Annotated in this window: 13 protein-coding genes and 1 tRNA gene; 10 read left to right on the forward strand and 4 right to left on the reverse strand. The window is 56.3% G+C overall.

The window, feature by feature from the left end:
* Nucleotides 1–118 precede the first annotated feature (118 nt).
* Nucleotides 119–208 (forward strand) — tRNA-Ser (locus KVX96_RS05395).
* 93 nt (nt 209–301) lie between these two features.
* Nucleotides 302–1693, forward strand: coding sequence for a tyrosine-type recombinase/integrase (locus KVX96_RS05400; protein ID WP_261193283.1), 1392 nt, complete (start codon nt 302–304; stop codon nt 1691–1693).
* Here KVX96_RS05400 and KVX96_RS05405 read toward each other — a convergent pair.
* From KVX96_RS05405 to KVX96_RS05420, 4 genes are all read right to left on the reverse strand, one after another.
* Nucleotides 1690–2964: a hypothetical protein gene (locus tag KVX96_RS05405; RefSeq protein ID WP_261193284.1), complete on the reverse strand. Its 1275-nt coding sequence runs from the start codon at nt 2962–2964 to the stop codon at nt 1690–1692. The two genes, KVX96_RS05400 and KVX96_RS05405, sit on opposite strands and share 4 nt — an antisense overlap.
* Nucleotides 2965–3108: 144 nt before the next feature.
* A complete protein-coding gene (locus KVX96_RS05410) occupies nt 3109–3651 on the reverse strand; it encodes a recombinase family protein (protein ID WP_261193285.1) in 543 nt (180 codons plus the stop codon).
* A gap of 625 nt (nt 3652–4276) precedes the next feature.
* Nucleotides 4277–5071: a ParB/RepB/Spo0J family partition protein gene (locus KVX96_RS05415; RefSeq protein ID WP_261193286.1), complete on the reverse strand. Its 795-nt coding sequence runs from the start codon at nt 5069–5071 to the stop codon at nt 4277–4279.
* A 333-nt stretch (nt 5072–5404) separates the two neighbouring features.
* Entirely contained in the window at nt 5405–5743 is a 339-nt protein-coding gene (locus KVX96_RS05420; protein ID WP_409977082.1) for an IS3 family transposase, read from the reverse strand.
* An 83-nt stretch (nt 5744–5826) separates the two neighbouring features.
* Here KVX96_RS05420 and KVX96_RS05425 point away from each other — a divergent pair, with 83 nt between their 5' ends.
* From KVX96_RS05425 to KVX96_RS05460, 8 genes are all read left to right on the forward strand, one after another.
* Nucleotides 5827–6759, forward strand: coding sequence for a LysR family transcriptional regulator (locus tag KVX96_RS05425; RefSeq protein WP_261193287.1), 933 nt, complete (start codon nt 5827–5829; stop codon nt 6757–6759).
* 133 nt (nt 6760–6892) lie between these two features.
* Nucleotides 6893–8239 (forward strand): extracellular solute-binding protein, encoded by a 1347-nt coding sequence (locus KVX96_RS05430; RefSeq protein ID WP_261193289.1) that lies wholly within the window; start codon nt 6893–6895, stop codon nt 8237–8239.
* A 64-nt stretch (nt 8240–8303) separates the two neighbouring features.
* Nucleotides 8304–9179 carry a carbohydrate ABC transporter permease gene (locus tag KVX96_RS05435; protein WP_261193290.1) on the forward strand — a complete coding sequence of 292 codons (876 nt, stop codon included), beginning with the start codon at nt 8304–8306 and terminating at the stop codon, nt 9177–9179.
* Nucleotides 9176–10006 carry a carbohydrate ABC transporter permease gene (locus KVX96_RS05440; protein ID WP_261193291.1) on the forward strand — a complete coding sequence of 277 codons (831 nt, stop codon included), beginning with the start codon at nt 9176–9178 and terminating at the stop codon, nt 10004–10006. The genes KVX96_RS05435 and KVX96_RS05440 overlap by 4 nt, the downstream gene beginning before the upstream one ends.
* Before the next feature lie 12 nt (nt 10007–10018).
* The gene (locus tag KVX96_RS05445) at nt 10019–11545 is read left to right on the forward strand and encodes a sulfatase (RefSeq protein WP_261193293.1); all 1527 of its coding nucleotides are present in this window, start codon (nt 10019–10021) and stop codon (nt 11543–11545) included.
* Nucleotides 11542–12561 carry a DUF4432 family protein gene (locus KVX96_RS05450; RefSeq protein WP_261193294.1) on the forward strand — a complete coding sequence of 340 codons (1020 nt, stop codon included), beginning with the start codon at nt 11542–11544 and terminating at the stop codon, nt 12559–12561. Before KVX96_RS05445 ends, KVX96_RS05450 begins: the two co-directional genes overlap by 4 nt.
* Nucleotides 12548–13615 (forward strand): ABC transporter ATP-binding protein, encoded by a 1068-nt coding sequence (locus KVX96_RS05455; protein WP_261193295.1) that lies wholly within the window; start codon nt 12548–12550, stop codon nt 13613–13615. Before KVX96_RS05450 ends, KVX96_RS05455 begins: the two co-directional genes overlap by 14 nt.
* 191 nt (nt 13616–13806) lie before the next feature.
* Nucleotides 13807–14961, forward strand: a complete 1155-nt coding sequence (locus tag KVX96_RS05460; RefSeq protein WP_261193296.1) for an anaerobic sulfatase maturase — start codon at nt 13807–13809, stop codon at nt 14959–14961.
* The last annotated feature ends 12 nt before the right edge of the window (nt 14962–14973 follow it).

Genomic DNA, 14973 nt, shown 5'->3' on the forward strand with positions numbered 1-14973 from the left:
GCGTTCATAGGCCCGCGCGAGCATGCAGCTATTGAAAACACCCAGCCCACCCAAAGCCCTGCTTTTTTCCACCTTTTTCGCCTTGTCTTCCGCAAACCGCCCCATTACACGGGTCGACGGAGACGTGGCCGAGTGGTCGAAGGCGCTCCCCTGCTAAGGGAGTAGGCGGGAAACCGTCTCGAGGGTTCGAATCCCTTCGTCTCCGCCATCACACATAACGTGTTGTTATTGCGAGGTTTTTGCGACGATGTCCAACGGCTTGTTGTCCAGAATGGACCACAGGAAGGCCGAGACAGACGACATGCGATACCTCGTTCAGCCTCGCGGCCCCGGCAAAAGCTGGGTGTTTCGTATGGTAACTCCCCATGACCTCGTGGGTGTTCCAAACCCGTGGGATGGAAAGCCGCTCGGGAAAGAGATCAAGAGAGGGCTTGGGACACGCCAATTAACCGAGGCCCGTAAGCGCCGTGACATCGCGCTGGGCGACATCCGCAGGCTTCAGGATGGTTTGAGCGACGGTGAAACCTTTTCGCTCGCCTCTGCAGTTCAGTGGCGGGAGACAATCTTGGCTGATCAGGCCGAGGCCGAAGCTCGCGATGATGGATCCAACGTAGGCTCAGAGTTTGTACTGCACCACATGCTGGAGCAAGCTGAGGCGCGTGGTATTCCTCGGGACCAGCTCAAGCGTTTCGCTCGTGTTGCCACAGGGAAGGGGTTCCCGCTCGATGTTGCTCACTCCCAGTACGTGGAAGCTCGGAAAGTCGGAAACGCCTTCGGTTTCGCTCCATTGAAGCGCACAACGATTATGAACCTCGATACGGCAATCAAGCATCTACGCGCCCATCTCAGCGATGAAGCGAAGACTGCCTGCTTGGAGGACGTGACGCCAGAGGTCGCTCTTCGATTTCGTGACGTGTACCTCCCCTCAGCCCGCAGTCATCGCAGCCCTGAGGGCTTATCAGCTCAGACGGTAGCTAAGAACGTTAATCTGCTGAAACAGCTCTGGCTCTGGGCAATCGAGAGTGGGCACCTTGGGAGAAAAGCCCGAAACCCTTGGGAGTTCAGGAGGGGTCTTCGCCGTTCCGCAGGGAACCGTGAACAGGTCCGGCAGGACTACCAGCCGAAAGAGTTCTCCAAACTCCTGAAGGCGACCAGCAGAGGCACCAAGGAGGGCGATCTGATCCGCCTCGCCATCGCCACCGGCTGCCGTGCGGACGAGCTTGCAACGATCTCCTCCGCTCAGGTCCGCAACGATGGATCTGGCTTTGACCTCACCGACGGCAAGACAAAGAACGCCCGTCGCTTCATTCCCGTCGTAGGTGACGCCAGAGCGCTTCTACAGGACCGTGTAGCGGCGCATGGCCCGACTGGCAGGCTCTTTCCCGAGTGGCCCATCAGACCCGCCTCAGGGAAAGCTGCAGCGGTCTCGCAGTGGTTTACACGCTTCCGCCGAAAGGAGCTGGGGAAAGAATCTGACGGACGCCTCGCCCTTCACTCGACCCGCCACACATGGCGCACTGTTGCCCGCCGCGCCAACGTTGACGAGGCAGCAATCAACGACCTTGGAGGATGGGCAGGACCTCGTAAGTCAAACTCAGCGTATGACCATGGCTTGCTTGAGGGGCAGCTTGTTGAAGCGCAAGGGAAGGTCTGGGACGAGTTGCAGCGAGCAGGGTATCTGGACGGGTTTTAGCCTCGGCCAGCGGCCTTCAAAACGTCGGAAATCATTTTCACAGCGCTTGGGTCGATACCGCCGTCTTTCGCTTCAGGTGTTACTCTGTTTTGTCCAAAGAGTTTTTGGGTCAACTGATTTTTGAGTTCAAAACGTATGTCGTCAGGAAGCGACGAGAGGAAGGGGTCAATCGCTTTCACCTCCAAGGCGAACCAACGCATGTGCTGTTCTGTCAATCGGTGGACGCTCGACTGTCTCGCTGCGTAACCGCCCATGCCGAGAAAGACAAATGTTAGAGACGCAGCTGCAAGCAACTCAGGCCAGTTCGGTGAACCATCAGTGTTTGCTTCGAAGCCCATGAAGTACTTCAGAAGAAGCCACAAGCCGGCAGCAATGAACGATCCCATCGCTACCCACCGCCAAGTGTTAGCAGCTTTATGCTCATCTTCAGCGCTCTTTTGGTAACCCCCGGCGACACCATCTGTTCCAACCAACTTATGGATTTCGAGAATGTCTTTGTGTTTGGCTTTTGCGTCGAGAAGGTGTGTTTTGATGCGTTCTTCAAATGTCGCGAAAGCATCGCTTAACTTCTTGTTGTGGTCGGAACTAATACTCTTGACCTCAGCTTCGGATTTGTCACGCCATTCACGAAGGGCTGTATCGAACTGCTTTCTTCGCTCAATTTGATTTGTAGAAAACTCTTCTGCACGAGTTGTTTGAGCTGTTGTGAACTCACCCTGCCAGTCGCTGAAAGCTTGATCCGTCTGTTTTTCGAGATCGCTAAGTGCCAGCTTGAGTTTCGAAGTCGCTTTCTCTACCTCGGCAAGCTTTGTCTCACCTTGCTCAATGCGACTGGAAAAGTCTTTCTCGCGGGTCTCAATCGCTTTGCAAAACTTGTCGTATGCTTTTTCGATTTCCCGCAGCTTGGGCGTCACTCCGGTCGCATTACGCGAGAACATTAGCCCAACGAAAGGATGTAGTTTGTCTGCAAGAAAATCGTTTGCCGCTCGAAGTTGTTGTACGCTCGGACTCGATGAATAGGTTTTGAGGTTGCTCCATACTTGGGCCTGTCGCAGTTGCTGATCAAGTTGCGTGAGCGGCAACAATGGGAAAAGCTCGGGGTCGACTTCACTCAATGATACGCCAATTGCGTCGAGAGTTTTGAAGAACCTGCGTCGTTCGACCTCATGCTCACTGTCAATTTGCTCAACATTAACGTTCAGCCACTCCCTCAGTTGCGCAAGTGAGTTATGGATTTGATGACCTTCAAACTGCTCAGCCCAACGCGACATGGAAATACCTTGTTTTAGTCCAATGGATGTGCACAACTTTTAGATGTGAAATTGCTTCTTGGCCAGACATCTGTAGCGGCGATTTTCGGAAGACCGGTCACCCGGTTTGCCGGATCTTCAGAGAAACAAATACAGGCAAAAAGATCACCTAAGAACTCTGTAAACCGACGTCCTCGCGATCCCAAGTTCTCGGGCAATTTCTGTCGCTCCCATACCCTCAACATCCCTGAGCCTCTTCACTTCGTCTACGTCGATGGACGGTTTGCGTCCCCTGTAGATCCCCGCAGCTTTCGCTTTGGCGATCCCTTCCATCTGCCGTTCACGCCGCAAGTTCGTTTCGAACTCAGCGAAGACCCCAAGCATTTGGAAGAAGGCCTTGCCAGCTGCACTACTGGTATCCACAGGCTGCTCTGTCGCTTTAAGCGCCACACCATTCTCTTGAAGCTCTCTGGCGATCCCGGAGAGATCGTCCATTGAGCGGGCAAGGCGATCAAGCCGCGTCACGACCAGCACGTCTCCCGGCCTCAGGAAATCCATCAAGGTCTTCAATTCTTCGCGCCCCTGTCTGCTTGTCCCGCTGATCTTCTCCTCACGGATGATCTCGCAGCCCGCCGCACTTAACGCTTCGCGCTGTATCGTCAGGTCTTGATCTGCGGTAGAGACACGCGCGTATCCGTATGTAGCCATCGTTGTTTGTCCTTTTTGGGTCTTTGACCCTTCCTCTGTATTGTCCTGTATTTCTGAAAGCAACCCTAAAAGGACACGCAATCTGTTCTGTCGCAGTGTTCAGTAAGGGTATACCCCATCGCGACACATGTGGTCTGGGGCTTATCGTCCTCCACCTCGTCCGCTCAACGATGACGGCAGGGCTTTCAATGCAAATGGGGGCTAATAACAGGGCCTTACTTTGCTTTAGCATTTGAAGGACATGCGTTACGACCGTCCTAATTTTCAAAGCCTTCCCTCCTTTCAGGTGCGTCTACGCCCAGCGCGGCCCGTTCGTCACATCCCGCTTGTCAGTGGAACTGTTGCGCTCCCCATCTGGTCGGAATTTACTGTAGTGCTGCGGTCGCTTCAGGCTTCGACTGACGCCCAATTTCACGCTTGCCTCTGAGGGGCGCTGAGCGAGCCTCTGAGGGGGTGTCCTACGGGTGGCCCCCCCTCTCTTGCTCAGAGAACGCCCCTCTTTCGCAAGCCTACGGGGGAGAACATTCATCTCCGTGTTTATGATGATGCTCTGAAAAATGTGCGGCGTAAAACACGTCGGGTCCCATTGGGTAAGGGCTGGGGATGTAATGGTAAGGGAGGAAGTTCAGTCCACGTCGCCGTCATCGTCCATGAGGCAATAAGGGTCGATCATGTCCCCAAGCTCGTAGTGAATGTATTCATCGTAGAGGTACTGTAGCCCTTTTCGTCCGAGCCGCTTTGCTACCACGGCGCATGCCGCCTCAACCTGCAGGCCTGCCATGAAGCCGAGGTCGCGACCAATCTTTTCATCCAGCTCAGCTGTCTTTGCCTCAATCATCAATTCTCGCTCCTCTTCGGTATACTCCCGCCTTTCCCGGTCCTTCAGAGTAGCCATCGCCTGTCGCCAGTGCTTGGGCAGACCGTCATCGGGGTTAAGCTCCTGAAGTGCTCTTAGAGTGCTTCGCATGTTGGCGACGGTGCGCTCGCTTGCACCAGTTGCCTTTGCGATGGCTTTTCTGCTGTAGATACTCGGACCAAGACACACGAGCCTCCACGCTGCGTCGGTTCTTTCCTCGGACGTCAATGGCAGTCGAGCCTTGCTGTTCTCAGCCAAAGCCATCAATTGAGCTTGTTCGATTCCGCATTGATGAACTACGACGGGGACTTTCTTCCGCCATTCCGCTTGCCGGTATGCAGCGAGCCTGTGATGGCCATCCACGACGACCATCTGTTCTTTGTCCGGATCCATCCAAATCGTTATTGGATCAAGCACGTTTCCGTTGTCCAGCACCTTAGCAAGTTCGTCCACATGGTGCTGATCGACTTCAAAATGCCGAAACTGAAATACTCCAGGATTCGTAGTGATGTAGCGAAGGCTCACGTTCTGCCGCGCTGGCCGGGCAGGGTGTTGTTTTGTCATGGTTTTTCCGTTTCCAAAGTGCGGTTTGGTGCTTTGAGAGAGCCTGCTGAGCCTGTGCAGAATACACACCCCTGAAGCTGCACACCCCAGCGTCACTGGGGAGACCGCGTCTGTTACTTCTCAGGCTTGAGCGTAGGGGACAACCCGCCCACCGGGCATTAAGTCAAATACAGGCCCAGCCGACTTGCTTCTCGATGGGGGAACCTAAAGCGATCCTTCTGTAATGGTGGGCCTTAAGGCGGCAGAGAAATTCTCAATGATGTCCACCAATGCTTGCGCTACCGCGTCGCACATGCTGTTGTCCAACAAGGACAACGCTCAAAATGGACAACGTCAGAGCGAAAAGCAAAGTGATAACATGCGGTTAGTTGGAGGGGGGAAGTCTCCCTTCGTCTCCCCATTGCGCACTCGCACGAAAGTGATGTCGGCGCACCATACTTGGTTCAGGCGCTGGATCTGCATCTTTCTCAGCAGATACGGATACACTGGATGGTGGGGGTGCGGCTGGCTGGTTTTGGGCCTTTTGTAGATCGCCTCGAGGCCCATCTTCGCCATCAGTCTCCTGACGCGATGACGCCCGACAACAATCCCTTCCCGGCGCAGATAGCCAGCGATCTGCCGCGACCCGAAGAACGGGTATCTGGTGAACACACGGTCGATCTCGTTCATCATCGCCAGCGTGTCCGCGTCGATGCCGACTGCTTGTATTGCAAATCCCCCGTCCTCTGCGATGATCGCCGGTGCCCGGGATTTGCATGGAGGTCAAAGTGGCTCAAACCAAAATAGACCTTCGGTTGCTGAGTTACTTTTTGCGTACGGCCGAAATGGGCAATATCACCAAGGCTGCGGACTCTCTGAATGTTGCACAGCCGACTCTGTCCAAAGCAATCCAGCTTCTTGAACATCAGCTGAAGGCGCCGTTGTTCCGAAGAACGGCATATGGGGTAGAGACCACGGTCATCGGTGATCAGCTTCTTCGTCACGCCCGTTTGGTCGCGGCGCAGGTGGCCGATGCCGTGGACGAGGTCGAGATGTTGCGGGATGGAACAGCCGGGCAGGTGCGCATTGGGGCGGGGCCGTCATGGGTACGTCGTATGTTGCCGGAGGCAATCGCTGCGGCGCTGCGGGATCGGCCGGGATTGGGGATATATGTCTCAAGTGGCTTTGACGAGCGGCTTCTGGCCGGGCTTGATGATGGCGCGCTGGATTTTGTGGTCGCTGAAAAACCCTTGTCCGGTGAGACATCGGACTATGATTACGAGCCATTGACCGATGATGCGCTGATCGTCACCGGCCGGCCTTCTCATGCACTTGCCGGGCAGGGTTCTGTTCCACATGCCGAAGCGTTGGCACAGAATTGGGCGCTGCCACCCAAGCACACATTGGCCCGACGCAAGCTGGACGGGAAGGTCATCAGCCTGGGCGAAACTCCGCCCGAGCCAATCGTCGAAAGTAATTCGCAAACCTTCCTTCTGGGCTTTGCGCAGCAATGCGATGTGTTGCTCTACACAACACGGTCTGTCCTGGCGATCCCGGAAGGCAGGGGGCTGGTCGAGATTGATGTTCCCGGTCTTGCATCGTCGCGCGCAGCGGGGCTGATCTTTCGCAAGCCAAAACTATTGTCTCCGGCCGCACTGTTCGTGGCAGAAAAACTCAAGGAAATCTGCGCTTTGGATCCGGTAAACTGAACGCCATAGCCATTAGCTATGGGGATCGAAGGTTTTATCATTTCACGAATGATGTGGGGCTTGACATAGTTGCAGAACCTTCTGGCCGGACAATGTGTGTTCGACGCCAGAATTCAATGGGAGGAGATCCGCAATGAAAAAACACCTTTGGGGTGATCGGTTCTGTTTGGCTGGATTGCTGGCCGGAACCGCAATGGCCGCCGCTCTGGCCGCACCGGTCATGGCAGAAGAAGCACCAATCACCATCGTCATCAATCAGTCGCCCTGGTTTCCCGGCTTTCAGAACGTTGTCGAGCTGTACGAAGAGAAAACCGGCAATACGGTTGAACTGGATGTGAACCCTTTTGCTGGGTCGTTGGAGAAACAACGCACGGCCGTTCGCACTGACGAAAGCCCGTTCGATATCTTGATCATGAATGCCGGCTTCTTTGTCGAGTTCTACAAGGGTGGTTTCATGGACCCGCTGACCGACATTGACGCCGGTTTCAAACTGTCCGACGCCATTTACGACTTCGACGAAAGTGTTTGCTGGGACAATAGCGCCGCGACCGTATCCTGCGACGGTGACGGCAAGCTGATGACCGTTCCGGTAAACCCCAACATTCTGATCCTGCACTATCGCGCGGATCTCTATGAAGAAAATGGTCTGAAAGTGCCGGCAACCTGGGACGAGCTTTTCGCCAATGCCAAGGCGCTGAACAACCCGCCAAAGATGTATGGTATCAGCCAGCGTGGTCAACGCGGGGCGTTTGATGTCACCTTTGATGTCTTTCCCTATCTCTGGTCGCATGGCGGCGGCATTTTCAAAGACCAGAAAGCGGGCGATTACACGATCACGATCAACAGCCCTGAAACCCTTGCCGGTATGGAAACCTATCTGAAGTTTGCCAACGAGGTCGGGCATCCCTCGACTGCAGGTCAGACGCAGACCAACGTGATCCAGAACATGGCAACTGGTAAAGCCGGGCACATCATGTCCGTTTTGGCACCTGGACTTTTTGACGACCCGAACCAGTCGGCCGTCGTGAACAAAGTGAACTATGCGGCGCCGCCCTCTTCCGCTGATTTCCCCGGTGCCACACCGCTTGGCCACTGGCTGGCAGGCGTACCCAAGAACGTGCCGGACGAGCGCAAACAAGCTGCGCTGGCCTTCTTGGAGTGGTTCCAGACTGATGAGGCGCAAGAGGCTTATGCCCGTGCCGGATCCGCTCCTGTGAGCCGTGCGATCCTGGAAGGACCGATGTCGGAAACGCAGGAATTCCGCTGGATGAAGGCAATGGCCGAGGCCATCCCGAATGCCGGTCTGACCTTCCTGATCCCCGAGGCCAGCCAGGTCCTTGCCATTACCGAACTGCGCTTGAACGAAGCTATTGGTGGTCAGCTCGAGCTGAAAGACGCGCTGAACACCGCCGCTGCGGAAATCGCCGAGATCATGACAAGCGCGGGCTATGATGCCCCCGTCCTGCCTGACCTCGAGTGATCTCCTCCCAAGGCCGCCCGGTGTGATGAGCCGGGCGGCCGCTTTGACCGAAGGAATACCCACCATGCGATCGGACACTTTCTGGCGCTATGCCACGCTGGCCCCTGCCGTGATTCTGTTTCTCGTCCTAACCATCCTGCCGCTATTCAATCTTGGCGCGCTTGGGTTTCACAAGGTCGAGTGGGTCGACAGGCAAGCTGTGTGGGAATGGGAAGGCCTTCGCAACTATGCCCATCTGGCCAAGGACACGTTGTTCAAGGCCGGTATTCTGAACACGATAATCTTCTCGGTTGTCGCGGTCGCGTTCCAGATGGTTCTGGGGTTCTGGCTGGCCTTGCTGACGACCCGCGTCACGCGCTTCCGCATCTTCTATCGCACGGTCTTTATTCTTCCGATCCTGGTGCCCGGCATCATCATCGGCGCGATCTGGAAGCTGATGTATTCTTACGATTTCGGAGTGATCAACCAGGTGATCCTGTGGCTGGGTGGTAATCCCGTCGACTGGCTGGGCAATCCTGATCTTGCCTTGATGAGTGTGATCATCGTTGATGTTTGGCATTGGACGCCGTTTTGTTTTCTGCTGATGCTGGCCAGTCTCGAAAGCCTGCCGCAGGATATTTTCGAGGCCGCCGAGATCGATGGCGCCGGCCGCTGGCAGGTACTGCGCCATATCGTTTTGCCGCTGATGCTGCCCGCGATTATCGTCACGTTCATTTTCCGAATGATCCTGGCCTTCAAGGTGTTTGACGAGATCTACCTTTTGACGGGAGGGGGGCCGGGGACGTCCACGGAAGTGATCAGTTATACCATCTACCGCCGTTTCTTTACCGAGGATCAGATCGGGTACGGATCGGCCATGTCGCTGGCAACCATCGCCGTGATTGCAACCTTGATCATCCTCGCCTCGCGCTTTGCCACCAAGAAAGGACCGAACGCATGATCGACCATTCGCGCACCGCACCGCTTGCCCGCCATGCGGTCCTGATCGGCTTTGCCCTGATCGTGCTGTTTCCTTTTTTCTGGATCGTCGTGGCATCTTTCAAGACCCAGATCGCCCTTCTGATGGGGCAATGGAAATTCACCCCGACGCTGTTTGGCTATGACGCTGTCATCAACTCGAAAACCTCGGATTTCGTCAACAACTTCAAAAACTCGGCCATCATCGCGCTGGCGTCTACGGGTATCGTTCTGTCGGTCGCGACATTGGCTGCATTTTCGCTTTACCGGCTGACCTGGGCTGATTGGGTTTTGCGGGGTCTTCTGGCGTGGTCCGTGATCTTTCACATGGTGCCCCCGATCACGCTTGCGGGGGCTTGGTACACGATGTTCCGCGCGGTTGGCCTGGACAACACCTATGCGGGCATCATCCTTGCCCATACGACGATCAACCTGCCCATGGCGCTGTGGATGATGGGCGTGTTCATCAAGGATGTCCCGAAAGAGCTGGTTGAGGCCGCCCAGATCGACGGTGCAAGGACGCCGCAGGTTTTGTGGTCCGTGGTCGTGCCCATCGTGCGCCCCGGTCTGGCGGCAACCGGCATTCTTTGCTTCATCTTCTCGTGGAATGAATTCCCGGTGGCCCTGACCCTGACCCAGCGTGACACCGCAACGGTACCGCTTGGGATCGGCAAATACGCTCAGGAAAATACCATCGCGTTTACCGAAATGGCCGCCGCGTCGACCCTTTCCATCGTGCCTGCCTTCATCCTTCTGATCTTTGCCCAACGCTTCATTGTGCGCGGGCTGACCTCTGGCGCTGTGAAATAAGGATCGATCCCGATGCGAACCGTATTCCTTCTGTTCGACAGCCTGAACCGGCACATGCTGGAACCCTATGGCGGCAAGGCGCTGGCGACTCCGAACTTTGCCCGGCTGGCAGCCCGCAGCGCGACCTTTGACAAGCACTATGTTGGCTCGATGCCTTGCATGCCGGCGCGGCGTGACATCCTGACGGGGCGGCTGGGGTTCATGCACCGGTCCTGGGGGCCGGTAGAGCCGTTCGACATCTGTTTCACCGAGGTTCTGCAAAAGGCCAAGGGAACTTACAGCCACCTTGCGACCGACCACTTCCATTATTGGGAAGACGGGGGGGCCACCTATCATAACCGATATGACAGCTATGACTTGATCCGGGGTCAGGAGGGGGACCGATGGGTGGCAGAAGTGTCGCCGGATTTTGATACGCTGCGCACCAAGTACCACCCTGCCCAGTTCAGCGAGAAGCCCCGAAGCTATCCGCGCGCGCATATGCTGAACCGCAAACGCATTGCCGCCGAGGATGAGTTCCCGTCCTACCAGACCGTGCAGGCGGGGCTCGAATTTATCGAAACCAATCGGGACACGGATAACTGGTTCCTCCAGATCGAATGTTTCGACCCGCACGAACCATTCCACGCGCCGGATCGTTTCAAGGCTGAATTCGATAGTGGTTGGGATGGGCCAATCCGTGACTGGCCGCCTTATGGGCATGGCCGTGGCGATACCGTCGAAGACAGAGAGTTGCGAGCAAATTACTTGGCCTCGATCGCCCATTGTGATGCGCTTTTGGGGCAGGTTCTGGATGCGTTCGATACCCACGATCTTTGGCAGGACACCGCGCTTGTGGTGACAACAGATCATGGGTTTCTGTTGGGAGAACACGACTTCTGGGCCAAGAACCGGATGAACCTGTACGAGGAACTGGCGCATATCCCGCTCTTCCTGCACGACCCGCGCTTTCCAACACCGGGGGCTCGTGTCGATGCGCTGACCCAGACACCGGATCTTTGCGCGACCTTTCTTGATCTGCATGACGGCCCACGTCCCGAGTCCGTGCAGGGCCGCTCTTTGGTTCCGATGCTGCAAGGCGCGCCGGGGCATGATGCGGTGATGTTTGGCTTTTTCGGAGGTGCGGCCAATGTGACCGACGGGCGATACACCTATTTCCGGTTCCCCGAAGATCTGATGCAGCAGGAGCTGTTCCAGTACACTCTCATGCCGACGCATATTTTCGATTTCTTTGCCGAGGATGAGCTGACCGAGGCGGAACTTTCGCCGCCAATGCCCTTCAGCCGCAACATGCCGTTGCTCAAGGTGCCGGTGCGCCCTTCAAGCGCGATGTTCAACACCTATGGACCGGGTTGCCTGATGGAAACCAAAACAGTTCTGTATGACCTGCAAACTGATCCGGGACAAACCAAGCCGCTGCATGATCCCGCTGCCGAAGCGCGTATGATCAGGCTTCTGGGCGCCCGGATGAGCGCAGTTTCCGCCCCGGCGGAAGCTTTTCGCCGCTTTGATCTTACCGAACCGGAGTGCGTGTCATGATCATTGGCCCCGTGCCGACGGCGCGCGAACGTCTGACCGAATTGACCGGCGACCGCCGGCAACTGGCTTCGGTGCGCCGGATTACGCTGGATGATGGGCCGGAACGCGGCCTTCAGGCGCTGGCATTTTCAACCGGAGGCGGGTTGGATTTCTGGGTGTTGTCAGACCGGACCATGGACATTGGTCCGCTTTGGTACCATGGCATGCCGGTCGCATGGCAACATCCGGGCGGCACGACATCTCCGAAACTTCACAATCCTCATGGTGACAATGGCACCGGAGTTGACCGCGCTTTGACGGGCTTCCTGTTGACCTGTGGCCTCGACAACGTGCGACAACCGCGGAACGGTTTACCGCTGCACGGGACGCTGCCGCTCACACCTGCCCGCATCACTTCTCATGGAGAGGATTGGGACGCCGGTCGACCGTTTTTGTTCGCGCAAGGTGAGATTGTCAAAGCTCACCTGTCAGGTCCGTCTTTTGCGTTGACCCGGCGGATCGAAGCGCCAATTGGCGGCACGGAACTGCGCCTTGTGGACACGGTCGAAAATATCGGACCGGAAACCGCTGAATTCCGCATCCTTTATCACACGAATTTCGGCTTTCCTGCAGTTGGCGCTGGCACAAGCGTGAGCCTGAACGGACACACGGTGTTGAGGCACGACCCCCCGGACAATGGCCGATCCGGGCCATGTGCGCCGGCGATGTGCCGCAACGCGGGCGACGCGCCGGTGTGTACGACAGTGCTCGACCGGCCAGCCGCCGGACAATGGCGCGGATTGTCGGTCGCGGTCGAGACTGAAACGGCAAACCTGCCGTACCTCCAGGTTTGGTCCGATCCGCGCCCGCGCCGAAACATCGTGGCGATTGAGCCCGCGAACTGCGACCGCAATGCGGATGGCACAAGTGGCCCGGGAACCACGCTTAATCCCGGCGAAACCTGGACGTCGACACTCACCTACCGTTTCGCGTCCCCTGACGCGTCAATAGAAGGAGCGCCAAATGGCAACGGTTGAACTTAAGCGCGTCAGCAAGACTTTCGGTCAGGTTGACGTGATCAAGGGTATTGATCTCGAAATCCGTGAAGGCGAGTTTCTCGTGCTTGTTGGTCCGTCGGGATGTGGCAAATCAACCTTGTTGCGGATGATCTCCGGGCTTGAGACAATTTCGGGCGGCGACCTTTTGATCGGAGGCCAGAGGGTGAACGATGTGCCCGCGCGCGATCGCGGCATTGCGATGGTGTTCCAGTCATACGCGCTTTATCCGCATATGACGGTGGCACAGAACATGTCCTTTTCTCTGAAGCTATCCGGTAAATCGGCGGCTGAACAAAGGCAATTGATCGGACCCGCTGCCGAGATCTTGGGCTTGGAACCCTTTCTTGACCGTTTTCCGAGAGAGCTGTCCGGTGGGCAGCGCCAGCGTGTCGCCATGGGGCGTGCCATCGTACGCGAACCCGAGGTGTTCCTGTTTGACGAACCATTATCGAACCTTGATGCCAAGCTGCGCGTCAGGATGCGGGCCGAGTTGAAGGAACTGCACCAGAAATTGCGAACAACGACGGTCTACGTGACCCATGACCAGATTGAGGCCATGACGCTTGCCGATCGCATCGTTGTGCTTCGCGATGGCCAAATCGAGCAGGTTGGCACACCGCTTGAGCTTTACGACAAGCCAGCCAACCGATTTGTCGGGTCATTCCTTGGCTCACCGGCGATGAACTTTTTCGACGTGCCGCTGTCGGGCGACCAACACGACCAAGCGCGATTTGCCGACGGCGATGTGGTGCGGCTTCCGCACGGCATGGCGGGGCATGACAGGGTAACACTTGGCGTTCGTCCCGAGGCGATGGAACTGGTCTCGGAGAAAGGCGAGGGCACAATATCGGCTGAGGTTGTGGTTGTCGAACCGACGGGCTCGGAAACTGAGTTGTTCCTTCGCAAAGGCCAAAGCCAATTCACCGCCTGCTTCCGCGATCGGATTAACATCCAGCCCGGCGAAAGGGTGCATTTGAAGATTGATCCGGTAAAATATCACATATTCGACAGCCAGACCGAGGTAGCAATCTGATTGTGTTCCGGTCGCTCCGACTGCGAGGGGCATTGTTGGCAGTTTGCGCTGGTTGTGTCCTACTTTGTCAAATGATCGGGGAAAACCGTCGACAATCCACGTATCGACCGGAATAGGGCGACACACAAAGTTGAAGCGCCTACATCAACTGCGCGAACAGGAAAATGACCCACCCTAAGCCTTTCCACATAATGACCAAACCGATGGGGCCGCGCTGCAACATCGACTGCAAGTATTGTTATTATCTGGAGAAAGAAGGGCTTTACCCCTCGGAAAAGAAATTCCGCATGTCCGAGGATATGCTTGAGCATTATGTGCGCGCATTGATCGAGACCAGCCGAAAGGCAGGTATGAAAGAGGTAGCGTTTGCCTGGCAAGGTGGAGAGCCGACACTATTAGGTCTGCCGTTTTTTGAGCGGGCCGTGGAACTGCAACGGACACATTGTCCTGACGGCATTCAGATATCCAACTCCATTCAGACCAACGGAATCCTGCTAGACGATGACTGGGCGCGTTTCTTGGCGCGGGAAAACTTCCTCGTTGGCCTCAGCGTCGATGGTCCCAAGTCGGTTCATGATCGTTATCGTGTCGACAGGCAGGGGCGCCCGACTTTCGACAAGGTCATGCAAGGGGGTGAAATTTTGCGGCGGCATAGGGTGGAATTCAATATCCTTTGCACGGTCCACCGGGGAAATGCCGGAAAGGGTAAAACCGTTTATCGGTTCCTGCGTGAGCTCGGCTCGCCGCATATCCAGTTCATTCCAATCGTCGAACGCGCCGGTTCGCATGGCGGTTTGGCCGCAGCTCCGCAGATCGACGCGGCCCATGCCAACGAAATTACGACATGGAGCGTATCGCCCCGGGCCTATGGTAAGTTTCTGTGTGACATCTTTGATATCTGGTACCGACAGGATATCGGGCGTGTGTTCGTTCAGTTCTTTGAAACCCAAATTGGCCTTTGGTCGGGCGGTCTGGCCTCACTCTGTGTGTTTGCCGAAACCTGTGGAAATGCGCTTGCGATGGAGCACAATGGCGACCTCTATGCCTGCGACCACTTTGTCTATCCCGAGTATAAGCTTGGCAACATCGGCAAGGCGCCAATGGACGAACTTGTATGGTCCGAACGTGCAAAAGCCTTTGGGGCGGCCAAAAAGGAAACGCTTACAACCCAGTGCCAAACTTGCAAGTTCCGTTTTGCATGTAACGGTGGGTGTCCCAAGCACCGCTTGATTGCGTCGAAAGACGGTGAAGCCGGGCACAACTACTTTTGTGAAAGCTACACCATGTTTTTCCACCACGCGGGCGGTCGCCTTAGGTCGATAGCTAGAGCGCTTGGACCGGTGTGAAGGTCTTGTCAG

The sequence above is a fragment of the Pseudoruegeria sp. SHC-113 genome, assembly GCF_025376885.1.
Taxonomy (GTDB): Bacteria; Pseudomonadota; Alphaproteobacteria; order Rhodobacterales; family Rhodobacteraceae; genus Pseudoruegeria.

Coding starts and splice junctions, on each gene's coding strand:
- KVX96_RS05400 (WP_261193283.1), top strand. CDS start 302: ATGCGATACCTCGTTCAGCCTCGCGGCCCCGGCAAAAGCTGGGTGTTT.
- KVX96_RS05405 (WP_261193284.1), bottom strand. CDS start 2,964: ATGTCGCGTTGGGCTGAGCAGTTTGAAGGTCATCAAATCCATAACTCA.
- KVX96_RS05410 (WP_261193285.1), bottom strand. CDS start 3,651: ATGGCTACATACGGATACGCGCGTGTCTCTACCGCAGATCAAGACCTG.
- KVX96_RS05415 (WP_261193286.1), bottom strand. CDS start 5,071: ATGACAAAACAACACCCTGCCCGGCCAGCGCGGCAGAACGTGAGCCTT.
- KVX96_RS05420 (WP_409977082.1), bottom strand. CDS start 5,743: ATGATGAACGAGATCGACCGTGTGTTCACCAGATACCCGTTCTTCGGG.
- KVX96_RS05425 (WP_261193287.1), top strand. CDS start 5,827: ATGGAGGTCAAAGTGGCTCAAACCAAAATAGACCTTCGGTTGCTGAGT.
- KVX96_RS05430 (WP_261193289.1), top strand. CDS start 6,893: ATGAAAAAACACCTTTGGGGTGATCGGTTCTGTTTGGCTGGATTGCTG.
- KVX96_RS05435 (WP_261193290.1), top strand. CDS start 8,304: ATGCGATCGGACACTTTCTGGCGCTATGCCACGCTGGCCCCTGCCGTG.
- KVX96_RS05440 (WP_261193291.1), top strand. CDS start 9,176: ATGATCGACCATTCGCGCACCGCACCGCTTGCCCGCCATGCGGTCCTG.
- KVX96_RS05445 (WP_261193293.1), top strand. CDS start 10,019: ATGCGAACCGTATTCCTTCTGTTCGACAGCCTGAACCGGCACATGCTG.
- KVX96_RS05450 (WP_261193294.1), top strand. CDS start 11,542: ATGATCATTGGCCCCGTGCCGACGGCGCGCGAACGTCTGACCGAATTG.
- KVX96_RS05455 (WP_261193295.1), top strand. CDS start 12,548: ATGGCAACGGTTGAACTTAAGCGCGTCAGCAAGACTTTCGGTCAGGTT.
- KVX96_RS05460 (WP_261193296.1), top strand. CDS start 13,807: ATGACCAAACCGATGGGGCCGCGCTGCAACATCGACTGCAAGTATTGT.